At 71.9% G+C, this 15,330-nt stretch carries 13 protein-coding genes and 1 tRNA gene; 11 read left to right on the top strand and 3 right to left on the bottom strand.

Translation table 11 applies throughout. The annotated features are described in order from the left end of the window. The 6 genes from KBA23_RS12130 to KBA23_RS12105 all read left to right on the top strand — a co-directional run. The coding region (locus tag KBA23_RS12130; RefSeq protein ID WP_290741283.1) for a GMC family oxidoreductase at positions 1-398 on the top strand (398 nt) is incomplete at its 5' end. Between the two features lie 131 nt (positions 399-529). After that, positions 530-1,657 (top strand): MlaE family lipid ABC transporter permease subunit, encoded by a 1,128-nt coding sequence (locus tag KBA23_RS12125; protein WP_290741281.1) that lies wholly within the window; start codon positions 530-532, stop codon positions 1,655-1,657. After that, the gene (locus tag KBA23_RS12120; protein WP_290741279.1) at positions 1,654-2,463 is read left to right on the top strand and encodes an ABC transporter ATP-binding protein; all 810 of its coding nucleotides are present in this window, start codon (positions 1,654-1,656) and stop codon (positions 2,461-2,463) included. The genes KBA23_RS12125 and KBA23_RS12120 overlap by 4 nt, the downstream gene beginning before the upstream one ends. A 9-nt stretch (positions 2,464-2,472) precedes the next feature. Continuing rightward, entirely contained in the window at positions 2,473-4,173 is a 1,701-nt protein-coding gene (locus KBA23_RS12115; RefSeq protein ID WP_290741277.1) for an MlaD family protein, read from the top strand. Next, positions 4,170-4,826, top strand: coding sequence for an ABC-type transport auxiliary lipoprotein family protein (locus tag KBA23_RS12110; RefSeq protein WP_290741275.1), 657 nt, complete (start codon positions 4,170-4,172; stop codon positions 4,824-4,826). Before KBA23_RS12115 ends, KBA23_RS12110 begins: the two co-directional genes overlap by 4 nt. Before the next feature lie 57 nt (positions 4,827-4,883). After that, positions 4,884-4,960, top strand: a tRNA-His gene (locus KBA23_RS12105). A 51-nt stretch (positions 4,961-5,011) separates the two neighbouring features. Here the strand turns inward: KBA23_RS12105 and KBA23_RS12100 are convergent. From KBA23_RS12100 to KBA23_RS12090, 3 genes are all read right to left on the bottom strand, one after another. Further along, entirely contained in the window at positions 5,012-5,707 is a 696-nt protein-coding gene (locus tag KBA23_RS12100; RefSeq protein WP_290741273.1) for a thermonuclease family protein, read from the bottom strand. Positions 5,708-5,784: 77 nt separating this feature from the next. Further along, on the bottom strand, positions 5,785-7,086 hold the full coding sequence (locus tag KBA23_RS12095) for a sorbosone dehydrogenase family protein (RefSeq protein ID WP_290741271.1): 1,302 nt from the start codon (positions 7,084-7,086) through the stop codon (positions 5,785-5,787). Between the two features lie 204 nt (positions 7,087-7,290). Beyond that, the gene (locus tag KBA23_RS12090) at positions 7,291-9,270 is read right to left on the bottom strand and encodes a bifunctional 2',3'-cyclic-nucleotide 2'-phosphodiesterase/3'-nucleotidase (protein ID WP_290741269.1); all 1,980 of its coding nucleotides are present in this window, start codon (positions 9,268-9,270) and stop codon (positions 7,291-7,293) included. A gap of 173 nt (positions 9,271-9,443) precedes the next feature. Between KBA23_RS12090 and KBA23_RS12085 the strand changes: the two genes are divergently transcribed. The 5 genes from KBA23_RS12085 to recF all read left to right on the top strand — a co-directional run bounded on the left by KBA23_RS12085 (position 9,444) and on the right by recF (position 15,030). Continuing rightward, entirely contained in the window at positions 9,444-10,220 is a 777-nt protein-coding gene (locus tag KBA23_RS12085) for an enoyl-CoA hydratase (protein WP_290741267.1), read from the top strand. Between the two features lie 114 nt (positions 10,221-10,334). After that, on the top strand, positions 10,335-10,601 hold the full coding sequence (gene rpsT, locus KBA23_RS12080; protein ID WP_290741265.1) for a 30S ribosomal protein S20: 267 nt from the start codon (positions 10,335-10,337) through the stop codon (positions 10,599-10,601). Between the two features lie 573 nt (positions 10,602-11,174). Continuing rightward, on the top strand, positions 11,175-12,563 hold the full coding sequence (gene dnaA, locus KBA23_RS12075) for a chromosomal replication initiator protein DnaA (protein ID WP_290741263.1): 1,389 nt from the start codon (positions 11,175-11,177) through the stop codon (positions 12,561-12,563). Positions 12,564-12,793: 230 nt separating this feature from the next. Then, on the top strand, positions 12,794-13,912 hold the full coding sequence (gene dnaN, locus KBA23_RS12070; protein WP_290741261.1) for a DNA polymerase III subunit beta: 1,119 nt from the start codon (positions 12,794-12,796) through the stop codon (positions 13,910-13,912). A 26-nt stretch (positions 13,913-13,938) separates the two neighbouring features. Beyond that, on the top strand, positions 13,939-15,030 hold the full coding sequence (recF, locus tag KBA23_RS12065) for a DNA replication/repair protein RecF (protein ID WP_290741259.1): 1,092 nt from the start codon (positions 13,939-13,941) through the stop codon (positions 15,028-15,030). The last annotated feature ends 300 nt before the right edge of the window (positions 15,031-15,330 follow it).

Raw genomic sequence — 15,330 nt, 5'->3', positions numbered from 1 at the left:
AGGAGACGAACCGGGTGACGCTCAACACCGACGTGAAGGACGACTTCGGGCTACCGGTGGCGAACGTCAACTTCAGCGATCATCCGAACGACACGGCAATGCGTGCCTATGCCTATGAGCGCGGCGCGGCGCTCTATCGGGCGGTGGGCGCGACGCGGGCCTTGCCTACCCCGCGCTATCCCTCGACGCACAACCTCGGCACCAACCGCATGAGCGAGAACCCGCGGGACGGCGTGGTGGACCGCTGGGGCCGGAGCCACGACGTGCCGAACCTCTTCGTGTCCGACGGCAGCCAGTTCACCAGCGGCGCGGCCGAGAATCCTACGCTGACCATCGTCGCCCTCGCCATCCGGCAGGCCGACCACATCGCCGGCGAGCTCTCCCGGGGGAACCTCTGAGCGAGCCCACGTGCCGCCCCGCGCCTGCGGGGCGGACCGATCATCGTCAAGGCGTACTGCGCCCGGACACGGGCTTGCGGCCGCGGCGCGCGGGCGGCTAGGGTCGGCGCCGCAAGGCGGCGCGGGATCCGATGACCGAGGCAGGCGTTACGATCGAGGCGGCGGGCGCGGCCGGCGGCGGGTCCGTCGTCCGCTTCGCGGGGCCGATGCTCGCCGCAGACGTCTCGGCGCTGCGCGACCGCCTCCGCGCGCTTCCCGACGGCCCGGTGACGCTCGACCTCGGCAAGGCGGGCGAGATCGACACCGCCGGCGCCTGGCTCGTGGTCACCCTGCGCCGCCGGCTGGCGGCCGAAGGGATCGAGGCGCGGGTCGAGGGCGCGAACCCGAAGCAGGCGCTCATCATCGAGACGGTCGAGAAGGCGCTGCCGACCGCGGAGGACCGCCCGCGCCCGACGAACGCCTTCGTCGACTGGGTCGCCACGATCGGCGCGAAGGTGCACGACTTCGGCATCGGCGCCGTGGAGATGACGGGCTTCGGCGGCCAGATCGTCGCCTGCTTCCTCGCGACTCTGGCGCGCCCCTGGCGGCTCAGGATCACCGCGCTCGTGCACCACATGCAGGACGTCGGACTGAACGCGGCGCCGATCGTGGCGCTGATGGCGTTCCTGATCGGCGTCGTGCTCGCGTTCATGGGCGCGGTGCAGCTGCGCCAGTTCGGCGCCGAGGTGTTCGTGATCGACCTGATCGCGATAACGCTCCTGCGCGAGCTCGGCATCCTGATGACGGCGATCGTCGTCGCCGGCCGCAGCGCCTCGGCCTACACCGCCGCCATCGGCTCGATGAAGCTCCGCGAGGAGATCGACGCCATGCGCACGCTCAGCCTCGACCCGATCGAGACGCTGGTCCTGCCGCGGGTGCTGGCGCTGGTGCTGATGCTGCCGCTGCTCGGCTTCCTCGCCAACATCACGGGGCTCGTCGGCGGCGGGCTGATGGCCTGGGCCGAACTCGGCATCTCGCCGGCGCTCTTCGTCGCGCGGCTCCAGGACGCCGGCGACGCCTGGACCTTCCTCACCGGCATGATCAAGGCGCCGTTCTTCGCCGCCATCATCGGGCTCGTCGGCTGCTACGAGGGGATGAAGGTCGAGAAGAGCGCCGAGTCGCTCGGCACGCGCACCTCCGACTCGGTGGTGATCTCGATCTTCCTCATCATCGTGCTCGACGCCGCCTTCGCGGTGTTCTTCATGGAGGTCGGGGTTTGAGCGACGCGCCGACCGAGGCGCCCGCCGCCGCCTCCGGGCGAGAGGCGGTCATCCGGGTGCGCGGGCTCGTCACCCGGTTCGGGCCGGCGGTCATCCATGACGGGCTCGACCTCGACGTCTGGCGCGGCGAGGTGCTCGGCGTCGTCGGCGGCTCGGGCACCGGCAAGTCGGTCTTGCTGCGCGAGATCGTCGGGCTGCTGCGTCCCGCCGAGGGCTCGATCGAGGTGTTCGGCGTCGACATGCTTCACGCCGACGCCGCCCGGCGTCGCGAGGTGGAGACGCGCTGGGGCGTGATGTTCCAGGACGGGGCGCTGTTTTCCTCACTGACGGTGCGCGAGAACGTCGAGGCCCCGATGCGCATCATGGCCCATATCGAGCCCGACCTGCGCCGTGCGCTCGCCGAGCTCAAGGTCGCGCTCGTCGGCCTGCCGCCGGACGCCAACGACAAGTATCCCGCCGACCTGTCCGGCGGCATGAAGAAGCGCGCCGGGCTCGCCCGCGCCATGGCGCTCGACCCCGAGATCCTGTTCCTCGACGAGCCGACGGCCGGGCTCGATCCGATCGGCGCGAGCGCCTTCGACGACCTGATCCGCTCGCTGCAACAGGCGCTCGGGATCACCGTGTTCCTGGTGACCCACGACCTCGACACGCTGCACGCGACCTGCGACAGGGTGGCGGTGCTGGCCGAGAAGCGCGTGCTCGTCACCGGGACGATGGCGGACATGCTGGAAGTGGACCACCCTTGGGTGCATGAGTATTTCCACGGGCCGCGCGCCCGCGCGGCGCTTGCGAGCGCGGGGGACTAGGGAGCGGCGATGGAGACCCGGGCGAACTACGTCCTGATCGGCGCGGTCACGCTCGCGGGCGTGCTCGCGACCTTCGCGTTCTTCCTGTGGTACGCCAAGGTCTCGATCGACCGTAGCTTCGACTACTACGACATCGCCTTCGACAGCGTCTCGGGTCTGAACCAGTCGGCCGACGTGCGCTTCAACGGAATCACCGTGGGGCGGGTGCTGACGATCGCCATCGACCCGGAGGACGCATCGCGAGTGCGGGTGGGGATCGAAGTGGCGGAAGGCACGCCGATCCGCTCCGACACCGTGGCGACGCTTCAGGTGCAGGGCGTGACCGGCGTCGCCTTCGTGTCGCTTTCGGGTGGGAGCCCCGACTCGCCGCCGCTCGAGCCCGACCCGACGACCGGAATCTACACGATCCGCTCCGAGCCTTCGGTGCTGGACACGCTGCTCGACACCGCGCCGCGACTCCTGCAGGAGGCGACCGATCTCCTGCGCGAGCTCAGCTCCTTCACCGGGCCGGAGAACCGGCAGCGGGTGGAGACGATCCTCGACAACGCCGCCAACGCCTCCGGCGGGCTCGACACGGCGCTGAAGGACTTCTCGGCGATCTCCGGGTCGGTGCGGAGCGGCGTGGAGCAGATCGCGGGCTTCACCGACCGGCTCGGCGGCATCGCCGAGCGGGCCGAGACGACGCTCGCCACGGCCGAAACGACGCTCGAGAGCGCGCGAGCCGCCTTCGACGCCTCGAAGGAGACGCTCGCCTCGGGGACGGCCGCGCTCGACGCGGCGCGGTCGACTTTCGCCCATGCCGACACGCTGATCGTGGAGAAGGCGCCGGCCGTGGTGGAGAGCTATGGCGCGCTCGCCACGACGACGGCGGCGGCGGTGGAGGACCTGCGGGGTCGGGCGGGCATGACCCTGAACCGGGTCGACGGGGCGATCGACCTCGCCGCGACGCGGCTGCGCGAGGCGGAGGCGCCGATCGCCGCCGCCGGGCCGATGATCGCCGCGGTCGAGGAGGCGGCGGTCTCGGTCGAGACGCTCTTCGACGGCGATGGTGCGGCGATGGTCGCCGAGGCCCGGACGGCGCTCCAGACGGCGAACCGGCTCCTCGAGAGCGACGCCCCGCTCATCCTCGCCGACCTGCGCACGGCGTCGGCGACGGTCAACCGCGTGGTGGCCGAGGTGGGCGCGGACGCCAGCGCCTTCTCGGGCCGGCTCGACGGGCTCGCGACCACGACGGAGACGACGCTCGCCGATGCCGGCGCGGCTTTCCGCACCGCGAATACGCGGCTCCAGGAAATCGCGCCCGCCGTCCTCGCCGCCCGCGGCGCGGTCGAGGCGGCGGAGCGCGCCTTCGCCTCTGCCGACCGGGTGATGAACTCCGACATCGAGCCGGTGGTGACCGACCTGCGCGCCGCGATCGCGCGCTTCGACGCCGCGCTGGCGCAGGTGACGGCCGACCTGCCGCAGATCACCGCCGAGGTGCGCGGCGCCGCCGAGAGCGCCAACCGCGCGGCCGGGCGCTTCGAGACGATCGTCTCGCGCAGCGCCCAGCCGGTCGAGGATTTCGCCGCAACCGGACTGCCGCAGTTCAGCCGGCTCGCCGCGGACGCCCGCGGGCTCGTCTCCTCCCTCGAACGGCTCGTGCAGCGCATCGAGCGCGACCCCGCCCGCTTCCTGCTCGGCGGCGACAGACTTCCGGAGTACTCGCGATGATCGACACCCTTCCCGCAGGGCGGACCATCGGCGGCGCCGCACGGCGGATCGCCCGCCTCGGCGCGATGATGCTGGCGCTCGCGGGGGCCGGCGGCTGCGCCGCGGTCTCGGCGATCTCCAGCGCCTCAAAGCCGCTGCCTGCCTATGCGCTGACGCCGGTCGGCGCGAGCGGCCCGGCCCGGGGCAGCCGGCACATCGTGGTCGAACTGCCGACGGCCTCGGGCGCGATCGCCACCGACCGCATTCTCGTCAAGCCGACGCCGCTGCAGGCCGCCTACCTGCCGGCGGCGCGCTGGGTCGACCCGGTTCCGGCCATGGTCCAGACCCTGCTGGTGCAGTCGCTGCAATCGAGCGGCGCCTTCCGCCTCGTCGGCCGCGCGCCGCTCGGGCTGTTCCCGGACAACACGGTCCTGACCGAAATCCGCGCCTTCCAGGCCGAGCCAGACGGAGAGGATTATCGCGTGCGGATCGCGCTGACGCTGACGCTGATCCGCGAGAGCGACGGCGCGATAATCGCCGGCCGCAACATCGACCGCACCGCAGTGTCGCCGACCGCTGATCCCCTGTCGGTCGCCGCCGCCTTCGACGCCGCCATGGGCTCGGCGCTGCGCGAGGCCGTGGCCTGGATCGCGAACGGCGGGACCGGGGCCTGACCGCGGCGGTCGGGGGGCTTGCATTCCAGAGGGTGCGGGGGTACCTGCATCGGCGGCGCCGCCTTAGCTCAGTTGGTTAGAGCACCAGATTGTGGATCTGGGGGTCCCCCGTTCAAGCCGGGGAGGCGGTACCACTACAATCGCCCCGAAACCGCCATTGTCTCGCCTGACGAGCCCGCACGACCTCAGCGTGGCGGGCGCCAGCCGGCGGCCTGGGCCTCGGCCTCGTCGCAGAACCAGCGTTCGCCGAGGCCCTCGTCGATGCGGACCTTCGCGTAGTCGCGCGACCAGGGCGTGTGGTAGATCCGCTCGCCCGAACGGCTGATGTTGCCCTTGATCGGGCAGTCTCCCGGGGCGTCGTCCGCGGCATTGCCGGCGGCGTCGCGCCAGGCGGTCGCCCGCCAGTCCCATGCCGTCATGGTCTCGGCCTGCCAGATGCCGAGACCGGCGGCTCGCGCCGCGGCCTCGGTCGCCTCGTAGTCGTCGCTGTAGCGCACGAAGGCCCAGGCGAGCCCTTCGGCCACCAGCGCGCCGCCGAGATCGACGCCGCCCGCCTCGCAACGCGCGACGATCCGGCCATACTGATCGCGCTCGCGCGGGTCGCAGACCACGCGCCGGTCGCGGATCAACGCGCCCAGCCGCGCGGCCGCCGCCTTGCCGCAGGTCCACTCGCTGCCGCCGGCGGCGGCGCAGGTCTGGGAGAACTCCGGCGCGTCGATGCCATGGACGCGGACGCGGACCGGGCCGATGTCGAGCGTGTCGCCGTCGAGGACCCGCGCCGCCCCTGCGAGTTCCGCCTCGCCCGCCGGCGCGGCGCCCGCGAGCAGCGTCGCGACGAGCGCCGCGACGCCCGCTGCGACGCCCGCGCGCGAACCGGTCATCTGGCGCCCTCCTGGCGGCCGTCCCTCGGCCCTCGTGTATCCGAGGGCGGCAGTATGAGGAAAGGGTTAGCGGACCATCACGCGCCGCTCACCCGCCAGATCACGTCGCCCACGTCGTCCGCGACCAGGAGCGAGCGGCGGTCCGGACCGACGGCGACCCCGACCGGGCGCCCCCAGGACGATTTCTCGTCGGCCGAGAGAAAGCCGGTCAGCACGTCGCGCGGCGGTCCGCTCGGCTTGCCGCCGTCAAACGGCACGAAGACGACGCGGTAGCCGGACAGCGTGGCGCGGTTCCACGAGCCATGCTGTCCGATGGCCATGCCCGGCCCGAACCCCGGCAGCACGCCCTCCGGCAGCCAGCAGAGGCCGAGCGAGGCGGTATGCCCGCCGAGCGCGTAGTCCGGCGTCCGCGCCTCGGCGACGCGCGCCGGGTCCTGCGGCACGCGGTCGTCCGGCGTCCGTCCCCAGTAGCAATAGGGCCAGCCGTAAAAGCCCCCCTCGACCACCGAGGTCAGGTAGTCGGGCGGCGTCTCGTCGCCGAGCCCGTCGCGCTCGTTCACCACCGTCCAGAGCGTCCCCGACCCGGGCTCGAAGGCGAGCCCGACCGGGTTTCGGAGCCCGCCCGCGAAGATCCGGGTCTCGCCCGAGGCGATGTCATGGACATGGATCGCCGCGCGCCCCTCCTCGGCCGCCATCCCGTGATCGCCGATGTTGCTGAGAGAGCCGACGCCGACAAAGATGCGCGCGCCGTCCGGGCTTGCGAGCAGGCTCCGCGTCCAGTGCCCGCCCGACTTGAAATCCGCGAGCCGGCGCGGCGCGCCGCCGAGCCGCGTCGCCCCCGGCTCGAACGGGAAGGCGAGCAGGCCGTCGGTCACGCCGACGTAGAAGGTCTCGCCGACCAGCGCCATGCCGAAGGGCTGGTTCAGGCCGGAGAGGTAGGTGTCGCGCACCTCCGCCGTCCCGTCCCCGTCGGCGTCGCGCAGCAGCGTGATGCGGTTCGGGCTCGCGCCGATCGCCGCGGCCCGCTTCATGGTGACATGCATCGCATAGTCGAAGACGCTGCGGACGCGCCCGGACTCCTGGAGCGCCTCGGCCGTCAGCACGTCGCCGTTCGGCAGGACCTCGATCCAGCGCGGATGCCGGAGCCCGGAAGCGTAGGCGTTGACCTTCAGCCCGGCGGCGGGCGTGGGCGCGGCGCCGTCCGGCCAGCCGCGCGCCGTCGGCATCTTGAGCGTCGGCACGCCTTGCGGCCGCGCCGCCGGGATCGCCGGCGTCGGCCCGACCGCCTGCGGCCCGACATGCCGCGTGCGGCGGCGCGCCAGGATCGCCGCCGCGCCGACCATCGCCACCCCCCGCGCGACGATCTCGGAAACGCCCATGCCGTTCTCTCCCCGTAGTCTTCCGTCCCGTTCCGGCCGGTGATGCGTCGCCGCGCCCCGCCACGCAACCCGCAAACCGGACGCCCCGGAGGGCCTTCCCCCCGAACCGCGCCGCGCGGCCCGGCGGCCCGGCGCCCCGTCGGGCAGAAAGCCCCTCGCGCCTCAAACCGGCGAAGCGGGCGCGACCCCGTCTCGCCGCGAAGATCAGAGCGTGATCCGGTATCGCGCGAAGCCGTCCTCGCCGTCGCCGGCCGGCTCGATGGCGAGGCCGCGGGTCCGGACCTCCCCGAGATGGGCGGCCGCGCCGGGGCCGGTGTCGTAGATCACCGTCGCGCCGCCGGCCGGGGCAAAGCTCCAGTTGGCGTCGGCGGCGGGCGAGATCGTGCCCTTGTCGACGATGAAGCTCACGATGACGTCGCGGTTGGTGTCGGGCGCGGCGAGGATGACGGTGGAGCCGTCGGCGCCGGGAAAGTCGCCGCCGCCGCCGGCGCGGTAGTTGTTGGTCGCCACCACGAATTTCGCCTCCGGGTCGACCGGCTTTCCCTCGAAGGCGAGGTCGACGATGCGGTTGGCGTCCGGGTTGATCAGCGCCCCCTCGGCGTCGAACCGCGACGGCTGGGTGACGTCGATCCGGTAGGTCACGCCGTCGATCACGTCGAAATTGTAGGTGGGGAAGGCCGGGTCGAGCAGCGGCTGGTCGGCGCCGCCGGGCGTCACCTGAAGGAAGATGCCCGCCGAGCGCTCCAGCCAGTCCTTGAGCTGCGCCCCGGTGATCGCCACCGCCTGCAACGTGTTGGGGTAAAGGTAGACGTCCGCCACGTTCCTGATCGCCACGGGCCCGGCCGGAACGTCGGTGTAGTACTCCGGCCCGCCGCGGCCCCCGGCCTTGAACGGCGCGGCGGCCGACAGCAGCGGCAGGCCCGCCCATTCGGTGCCTTCGAGGAGCTGGGCGACACGCCAGATCTGGGCCTGGCTGACGATCTGCACCGAGGGATCGTCGCTGACCGTGGCGAAATACGACTGAAGCGGCGCCGTCGTCTCGCCGACGGGGGCGCGGATATAGGCCAGCGTGTCCGCGTGGATCGCGGCGGTCGCCGCGATGGCGGGCGCGAAGTCGCCGACGAGCGCCTTGACCTTGCGGTCCTCGCCGCGCTCGTAGATCGGCCGGGCCTCGGTCTCGAAGGCGGCGACGCGCCAGCCGCCGTCGCCCTGCTCCAGCAGGAGGTCGATCAGGCCCATGTGCGAGCCCCAGAAGCCCGCCATCACCACCGGCTTGCCGCGGACGCCGCCCGTGGCGGGGTCGAAGCCCTCGCCCGCGAAGTCCTCGCCCGGCCAGACGCGGTGCTGGTGGCCGGTGACGACGGCGTCGATCCCCTCGACCCCGGCGAGCTGGAAGGCGGCGTTCTCCAGCATCGGCGCATCCGGGCCGGCTTCCAGCCCGGAATGGCTGAGCGCGACGACGATGTCCGCCCCCGCCTCGCGCATCTCCGGGACCCAGGCGCGCGCCGCCTCGAGAATGTCGCGCACGGCGAAGGAGCCCTCGAGATGGCCGCGGTCCCACATCATGATCTGGGGCGGCACGAAACCGATCAGGCCCACATTGACCGTCGAGCGGTTGCCCGCACCGTCGGAGATCTCGCGCGGCAGGATGACGTAGGGCTTGAGATGCAGCCTGTCCTCGCGCGGGCTGGCCCCGAGCGCCGTGCCGAAGTTCGCGCAGACGATCGGGAAGTCGGCGCCGGCGTTCACGAGGTCGAGGAACCCGACGCCGTAGTTGAACTCGTGGTTGCCGAGCGTGCCGGCGTCGAAGGCGAGCGTGTTCATTCCGGCCATGACCGGGTGGATGTCGCCCGCCTTCATGCCGCGCTTGTAGGCGATGTAGTCGCCCATCGGGTTGCCCTGGAGGTAGTCGCCGTTGTCGACGAGCATGGTGTTGGTCGCCTCCGCCCGGATCGTCTCGATGATCGAGCCGGTGCGGGCGAGGCCCAGCGTGTCGGAGGGCTTGTCGGCGTAATAGTCGTAGGGCTGCACGTGGCAGTGCAGGTCGGTGGTCGCGAGGATGCGCAGGTGCGCCTGCCCCGCCTGCGCCCGCGCCGAGAAGGGATGCAGCATCGCGAGCCCCCCGGCGGCAGCGGTCCCGAGAAAGCGGCGGCGGCTGAGGCGGGGGGGCAGGAACCGAGGCATCGGGCTCTCCGGAGTCGCGGGGTGTCCCGGCATGATGGCACAGCCCGCGGGTAGGCACGACCCCGTCCGTTCGACGCGAGACCGGCTCCCCCGCGCTCGCGGCGGCCAGGGTTGAACGCGCCCGGCGCGGTGCTATTGCTGGCCGCCCGAGAGCTGTGGGGAGGAGAGAGCGCATGGCCTACGAGACCGTCATCGTCGAGGTCGCGGAGCGAGTGGCGACCGTCACGCTGAACCGGCCGCAGGCGCTCAACGCCCTGAACGCGCAACTGCTCGGCGAGCTGGCCGCGGCGCTCGGCGCACTGGACGGCGACCGGAAAGTCGCGGCCATCATCGTCACCGGGTCGGAAAAGGCCTTCGCGGCTGGCGCCGACATCAAGGAGATGGTCGACCAGACTTTCGCCGACATGTACGGGGCGGACTACTTCGCCGCGTCCACCGAGGCGATCGGACGGGTCCGCAAGCCGATCATCGCCGCCGTTTCGGGCTACTGCCTCGGCGGCGGCTGCGAGCTTGCCATGCTGTTCGACTTCATCATCGCGTCCGACACGGCGAAGTTCGGCCAGCCGGAGATCAACCTCGGTGTCATCCCCGCCATGGGCGGCAGCCAGCGGCTGACGCGGCTCGTCGGAAAATCGAAGGCGATGGACATGTGCCTGACCGGGCGGCTCATGGACGCCGCGGAGGCCGAGCGCGCCGGGCTCGTCAGCCGGGTGGTTCCGGCGAAGGATCTCCTGACGGAAGCGCGGCACACGGCGGCCGCGATCGCCTCCAAGGCGCCGCTCGCGGTCATGGCCGCCAAGGAGGCGGTGAACCGCAGCCTCGAGACGACCCTGCGCGAAGGGGTCCTCTTCGAGCGACGGCTCTTCGACGGGCTGTTCGCCACCGAGGACCAGACCGAAGGCATGACGGCGTTCATCGAAAAGCGCACGCCGAACTTCCGCGGGCGCTGAGGCCGCCGGAACCACCCGGAACCGTGTGCAGCGCGGCGGTTGACACCGGCGACGCGAGCGCGTAGTGACGCCGCCTGATTTACCCGCGATGATACGGACCGGACACAAAACGACATGGCAAACTCGCCGTCCTCCAAGAAGCGCGCGCGCCAGACCGAGCGCCGCACCGCTGTCAACCGCGCGCGCCGCTCGCGCATCCGCACCTTCATCCGCAAGGTCGAGGAGGCGATCGCCTCCGGCGACTTCGCGGTGGCCGCCGAGGCGCTCAAGGTCGCGCAGCCGGAGATCATGCGCGGCGTGACCAAGGGCGTCGCCCACCAGAACACCGCCTCCCGCAAGATCTCCCGCCTCTCCGGCAGGGTGAAGGCCCTCCAGGCCTGAGCCGCCGCCCCGGCGGGAACCGCGACCCGATCCCGACGCGCCGCCTGCGGCGCGTCGTCGTTTCGCCAAGCGCCGCTCGCGGCGCGACTTCGTCTCGTCGAGCGCGCCGCTTGCGGCGCGTTCTTGCGTTCGGAACCCGCGGCAGGGCGGCCCGATCTTGCGATATCCGGGCCGCGAAGGATGTTCCGCCTTCGGTCCGGTTGTTCGGAAAGCCGCCCTTCGCTATTGTAGCTGGCACACGGATCGAATCTCGCGATTGCAGCTCGCGCGTACCGTCGCAGAACAATGTAGTGTCGCCGCTGGGGCTTCCGTGAGTGCGCATGTAACGCGAAGAATACCCCAATGGACTCGTGCGGAAATCTCCAGCGTTCAGCGGATGGCCGCAGACGAGTTCATCACTGATTGTGGCCGGGATCACGCCCCGGCATATGGTCCGATCAACAGGACCGCCGGAACTGGGGAGGGGGTTCAGATGTCCGACGTTGCTGGGATGAAATGCGATTCCTGGTATGTCGAGGGCGTCCGACTCCGCAAGCGTTCCGCGGTCCGGGCATGATGCCGGCCGTGGCTTCCATGGACGGGGAGACCCCGGGCGCGACATGGGACCGATTGCGCGCCATCCTGGCCGCGCAGATCGGACAGGATGCGTGCCGCAACTGGATCGAGCCGCTGGTCTATCTCGGCTCCGACCGGGGCGTCGGCCGCTTCGAGGCCCCGACCGGCTTCATCGGCACCTGGGTCTCCCGCAACTTCGGCGAAACCATCCGCCAGCTGCTGCTCCAGGAGGGCCACGCCGTCGTGCGGCTGGAGTTCGTCGTCGCGCAGCCGGCCGAGTCCCCCGCCCGCCCCGCGGCGCCGGCGCGGCCCGCCGTCGGGTCCGAGGCGCGGCCCGTGGCGGAGTTCGCCAGGGGCGACATCGAGCTTCCGGCCTCGCCGATCGACGCCCGCTTCACCTTCGACAGCTTCGTCGTCGGCAAGCCGAACGCGCTCGCCCATGCCGCGGCGCGGCGGGTCGCAGACCGCGGGCAGGTCGCCTTCAATCCGCTCTTCCTCTATGGCGGCGTCGGGCTCGGCAAGACGCACCTCATGCACGCCATCGCCTGGCAGGTGAAGTCGACAGACCCCTCGGCGCGGGTGCTCTACCTCTCCGCCGAGCAGTTCATGAATCGCTTCATCGCCGCCCTGCGCTTCAAGGAGATGCACGGCTTCAAGGAGCTGTTCCGCTCGGTCGACATGCTGATGGTCGACGACGTGCAGTTCATCTCCGGCAAGGAGGGCACCCAGGAGGAATTCTTCCACACCTTCAACGCGCTGATCGACCAGCAGAAGCAGATCGTCATCTCGGCCGACCGCGCGCCGGGCGAGATCGACGGGCTCGAGGAGCGCATCAAGTCGCGGCTGCAATGGGGCCTCGTCGTCGACCTGCACCCGACCGACTACGAGCTGCGGCTCGGCATCCTGCAATCGAAGGCCGAGGCCCAGCTCGCCGAGCACCCGGGCGTGGCGATCGGCTCCGGCGTGATGGAGTTCCTCGCCCACCGCATCAGTTCCAACGTGCGGGTGCTGGAGGGGGCGCTCAACAGGCTCTTCGCCTTCGCCTCGCTCGTCGGCCGGCGAATCGACCTCGACATGACCCAGGAATGCCTCGCCGACATCCTGCGCGCCTCGGAGCGCAAGGTCACCATCGACGAGATCCTGCGCAAGGTGGCCGACCACTACAACCTGCGCATGTCGGACCTGCTCTCGGCCCGGCGCGCACGGGCGGTGGCGCGACCGCGGCAGGTCGCCATGTACCTCGCCAAGACCCTGACGTCGAAGTCCCTGCCCGACATCGGCCGCCGCTTCGGCGGGCGGGACCACACCACCGTCATCCATGCCGTCCGCAAGATCGAGGAACTGCGCCAGAGCGACAGCCAGATCGCCGAGGACGTCGAACTCCTGCGGCGCATGCTCGAGGCCTGACGGGCCTCGGCGCGACGCAGGACGCAGCCCCTCCCGACGGCCCCGACGGCAGAGGATCCGCGCGATCCTGCGGCCAGCGGACGCCACGCCCGAACTCAACCGCCGCACGGCGCTGTCGCGAGGCGACTTCGTCGCAGCACGGGCTTGCGTCGCCCCCCCGATGGGGTAGTGTCACCGCCCGCGCGCCCGCAACGGCTCCCGCGGGCCGCTTTTTCGCTGACGGGTGAGCCATGAAACTGAGCCTCGAGCGCAACGCCCTCCTCAAGGCCATGAGCCGCGCGCAATCGGTGGTCGAGCGGCGCAACACCATCCCCATCCTCGGCAACGTGCTGATCGAGGCCGAAGGCGATCAGGTGAGCTTCCGCGCCACCGACCTCGACATCGAGGTGGTCGAGCGCGCGCCGGCGATGGTCAGCCGCGCCGGCGCCACCACCGTCTCGGCGCACACGCTCCACGAGATCGTGCGCAAGCTGCCGGACGGCGCGATGGTCGAACTGCACGACGACGGCCTCGCCGGACGGCTGGAGGTCCGGGCCGGCCGGTCCCACTTCTCGCTGGCGACGCTGCCGCGCGAGGACTTCCCGATCATGGCGAGCGCGGAGTACCAGACCGGCTTCGGCTGCACCGCCCCGGTGCTGCGGCGGCTGTTCGACAAGGCGAAGTTCGCGATCTCGACCGAAGAGACGCGCTACTACCTCAACGGCGTCTATCTCCACGCCGCCAAGGGCGCGGACGGCCCTGTCCTGCGCTGCGTGGCGACCGACGGGCACCGGCTGGCCCGGATCGACGCGCCGCTTCCCGCCGGCGCGGAGGACGTCCCCGGCGTGATCGTGCCGCGCAAGACCGTGGGCGAGCTGCGCAAGCTCCTCGACGACGACGAGGCGCAGATCGCCGTCTCCGTGTCCGAGACCAAGATCCGCTTCGCCACGCCGGAGGTGACGCTGACCTCCAAGGTGATCGACGGCACCTTCCCGGACTACGCCCGGGTGATCCCGCTCGCGAACACCAAGCGACTCGAGGTCGACGCGGCGGAGTTCGCCCAGGCGGTCGACCGCGTCGCCACGGTCAGCTCGGAGCGCTCGCGCGCGGTCAAGCTGTCGCTCGAGGACGACCGGCTGATCCTCTCCGTCAACGCGCCCGACAGCGGCGCGGCCGACGAGGAGCTCGCCGTCGCCTATGCCGACGAGCGGCTGGAGATCGGCTTCAACGCCAAGTACCTGCTCGAAATCGCCGGCCAGGTCGATCGCGAGAACGCGGTGTTCCTGTTCAACACCGCCGGCGACCCGACCTTGATGCGCGAGGGCAACGACGAGAGCGCCGTCTATGTCGTGATGCCGATGCGGGTCTGACGGCCGGGTCCGGACGCGGCGGCGCGATGCCGGGCGCGCTCGCGCTCCGCCGGCTGGCGCTGCGGCGCTTCCGCTCCTACCCGGCCGCCGACCTCGACCTGCCGCCGGCGGGATCCGTGGCGATCCGCGGCCCGAACGGCGCCGGCAAGACCAACCTGATCGAGGCCATCTCGCTGCTTTCGCCCGGTCGCGGGCTTCGCGGCGCGGGGGCCGAGGAACTGGCGCGCGGCGGCGATGCGCTCGGCTGGCGCATCGCCGCCGAGGTCGACGGCCTCGGCGGCAGGCGGGAGATCGTCATGGCCGGCGCGAGCGGCGGCAGGAGCGTCGAGATCGACGGCAAGGCCGCGCCGCAGGCCGCGCTCGGCTCGGCGCTCCGCATCCTGTGGCTCACCCCGGCGATGGACCGGCTCTGGGTCGACGCGGCGGCGGAGCGTCGCCGCTTCCTCGACCGCGCGACGTTCAGCCTGATCCCCGGCCATGCCGAGGCGGCCACGGCCTACGACCGGGCGCTGCGCGAGCGCGGGCGACTGATCCGCGACGACGTGCGCGACCCCGCATGGTTCGAGGCGATCGAAGCGCGCATGGCCGCGGCGGGCGCGCAGGTGATCGCCAACCGTCGCGCCGCCCTCGCCTTGCTCGCCGCCCCCGCGCCCGCGCCCGGCTTCCCCGCCGCCGAGCTGGCGCTGGAGCGGGCGGGCCCGGAGGCGGAGGCGGACCTCGCGGCCGCTTGGCGCTCCGGACGCGCCCGCGACATGGCCGCCGGCCGCACCCTGACCGGCCCGCACCGCGACGATCTCGCCGCGCTCTATGCCGCCAAGGCCATGCCGGCGCGGCTGGCATCCACCGGCGAGCAGAAGGCGATGCTGATCAGCCTGACGCTCGCCAACGCCGCCGCCGTGGCGGACGCCGCCGGCGCTACGCCCGTCCTGCTGCTCGACGAGGTCGCCGCGCATCTCGACGCCGACCGCCGCGCCGCCCTCTACGCCGCCCTCGACGCGCTCGGGGCCCAGTCGTTTCTCACCGGCGCGGACCCCGAGCTGTTCGCCGAGCTGGCCCCTTCCGCCTCCCGCCTCGCCGTGACGGAACGGGACGGCGCGTCGCTGGTCGCCAGCGGGTAACCGACGGCCCGGGCGCCGGCCCCGCGCCGAAGCCCTGCCGAATCCTGAAAAAGTGGCAAGCCTGATTCCAGCCCGGTTCCAGCCGCGTTCCAGCCAGATAGAATCACGCCTTTTCCGCCGCTTGCCCCGCCTCGCCCGGGCAAGTGGCTTTCGCGCCTATTCCGCGTTGACGGGCGTGCGGGGGCGCTCGGGAATCGCCTGCATCACGATGCCGACGAGCAGGAGCCACAGCGAGGTGACGAGGAGCCCCACCTTCACCGGCCCGGGCGGCTCGAACACGTCCCAGACCGACCAGCCGGC

This window comes from Amaricoccus sp. (assembly GCF_017995835.1).
In the GTDB taxonomy this organism is placed as follows: domain Bacteria; phylum Pseudomonadota; class Alphaproteobacteria; order Rhodobacterales; family Rhodobacteraceae; genus Amaricoccus.
Note: the sequence above shows the minus strand (reverse complement) of the source record. Positions and strands in the feature narration are given on the sequence as shown.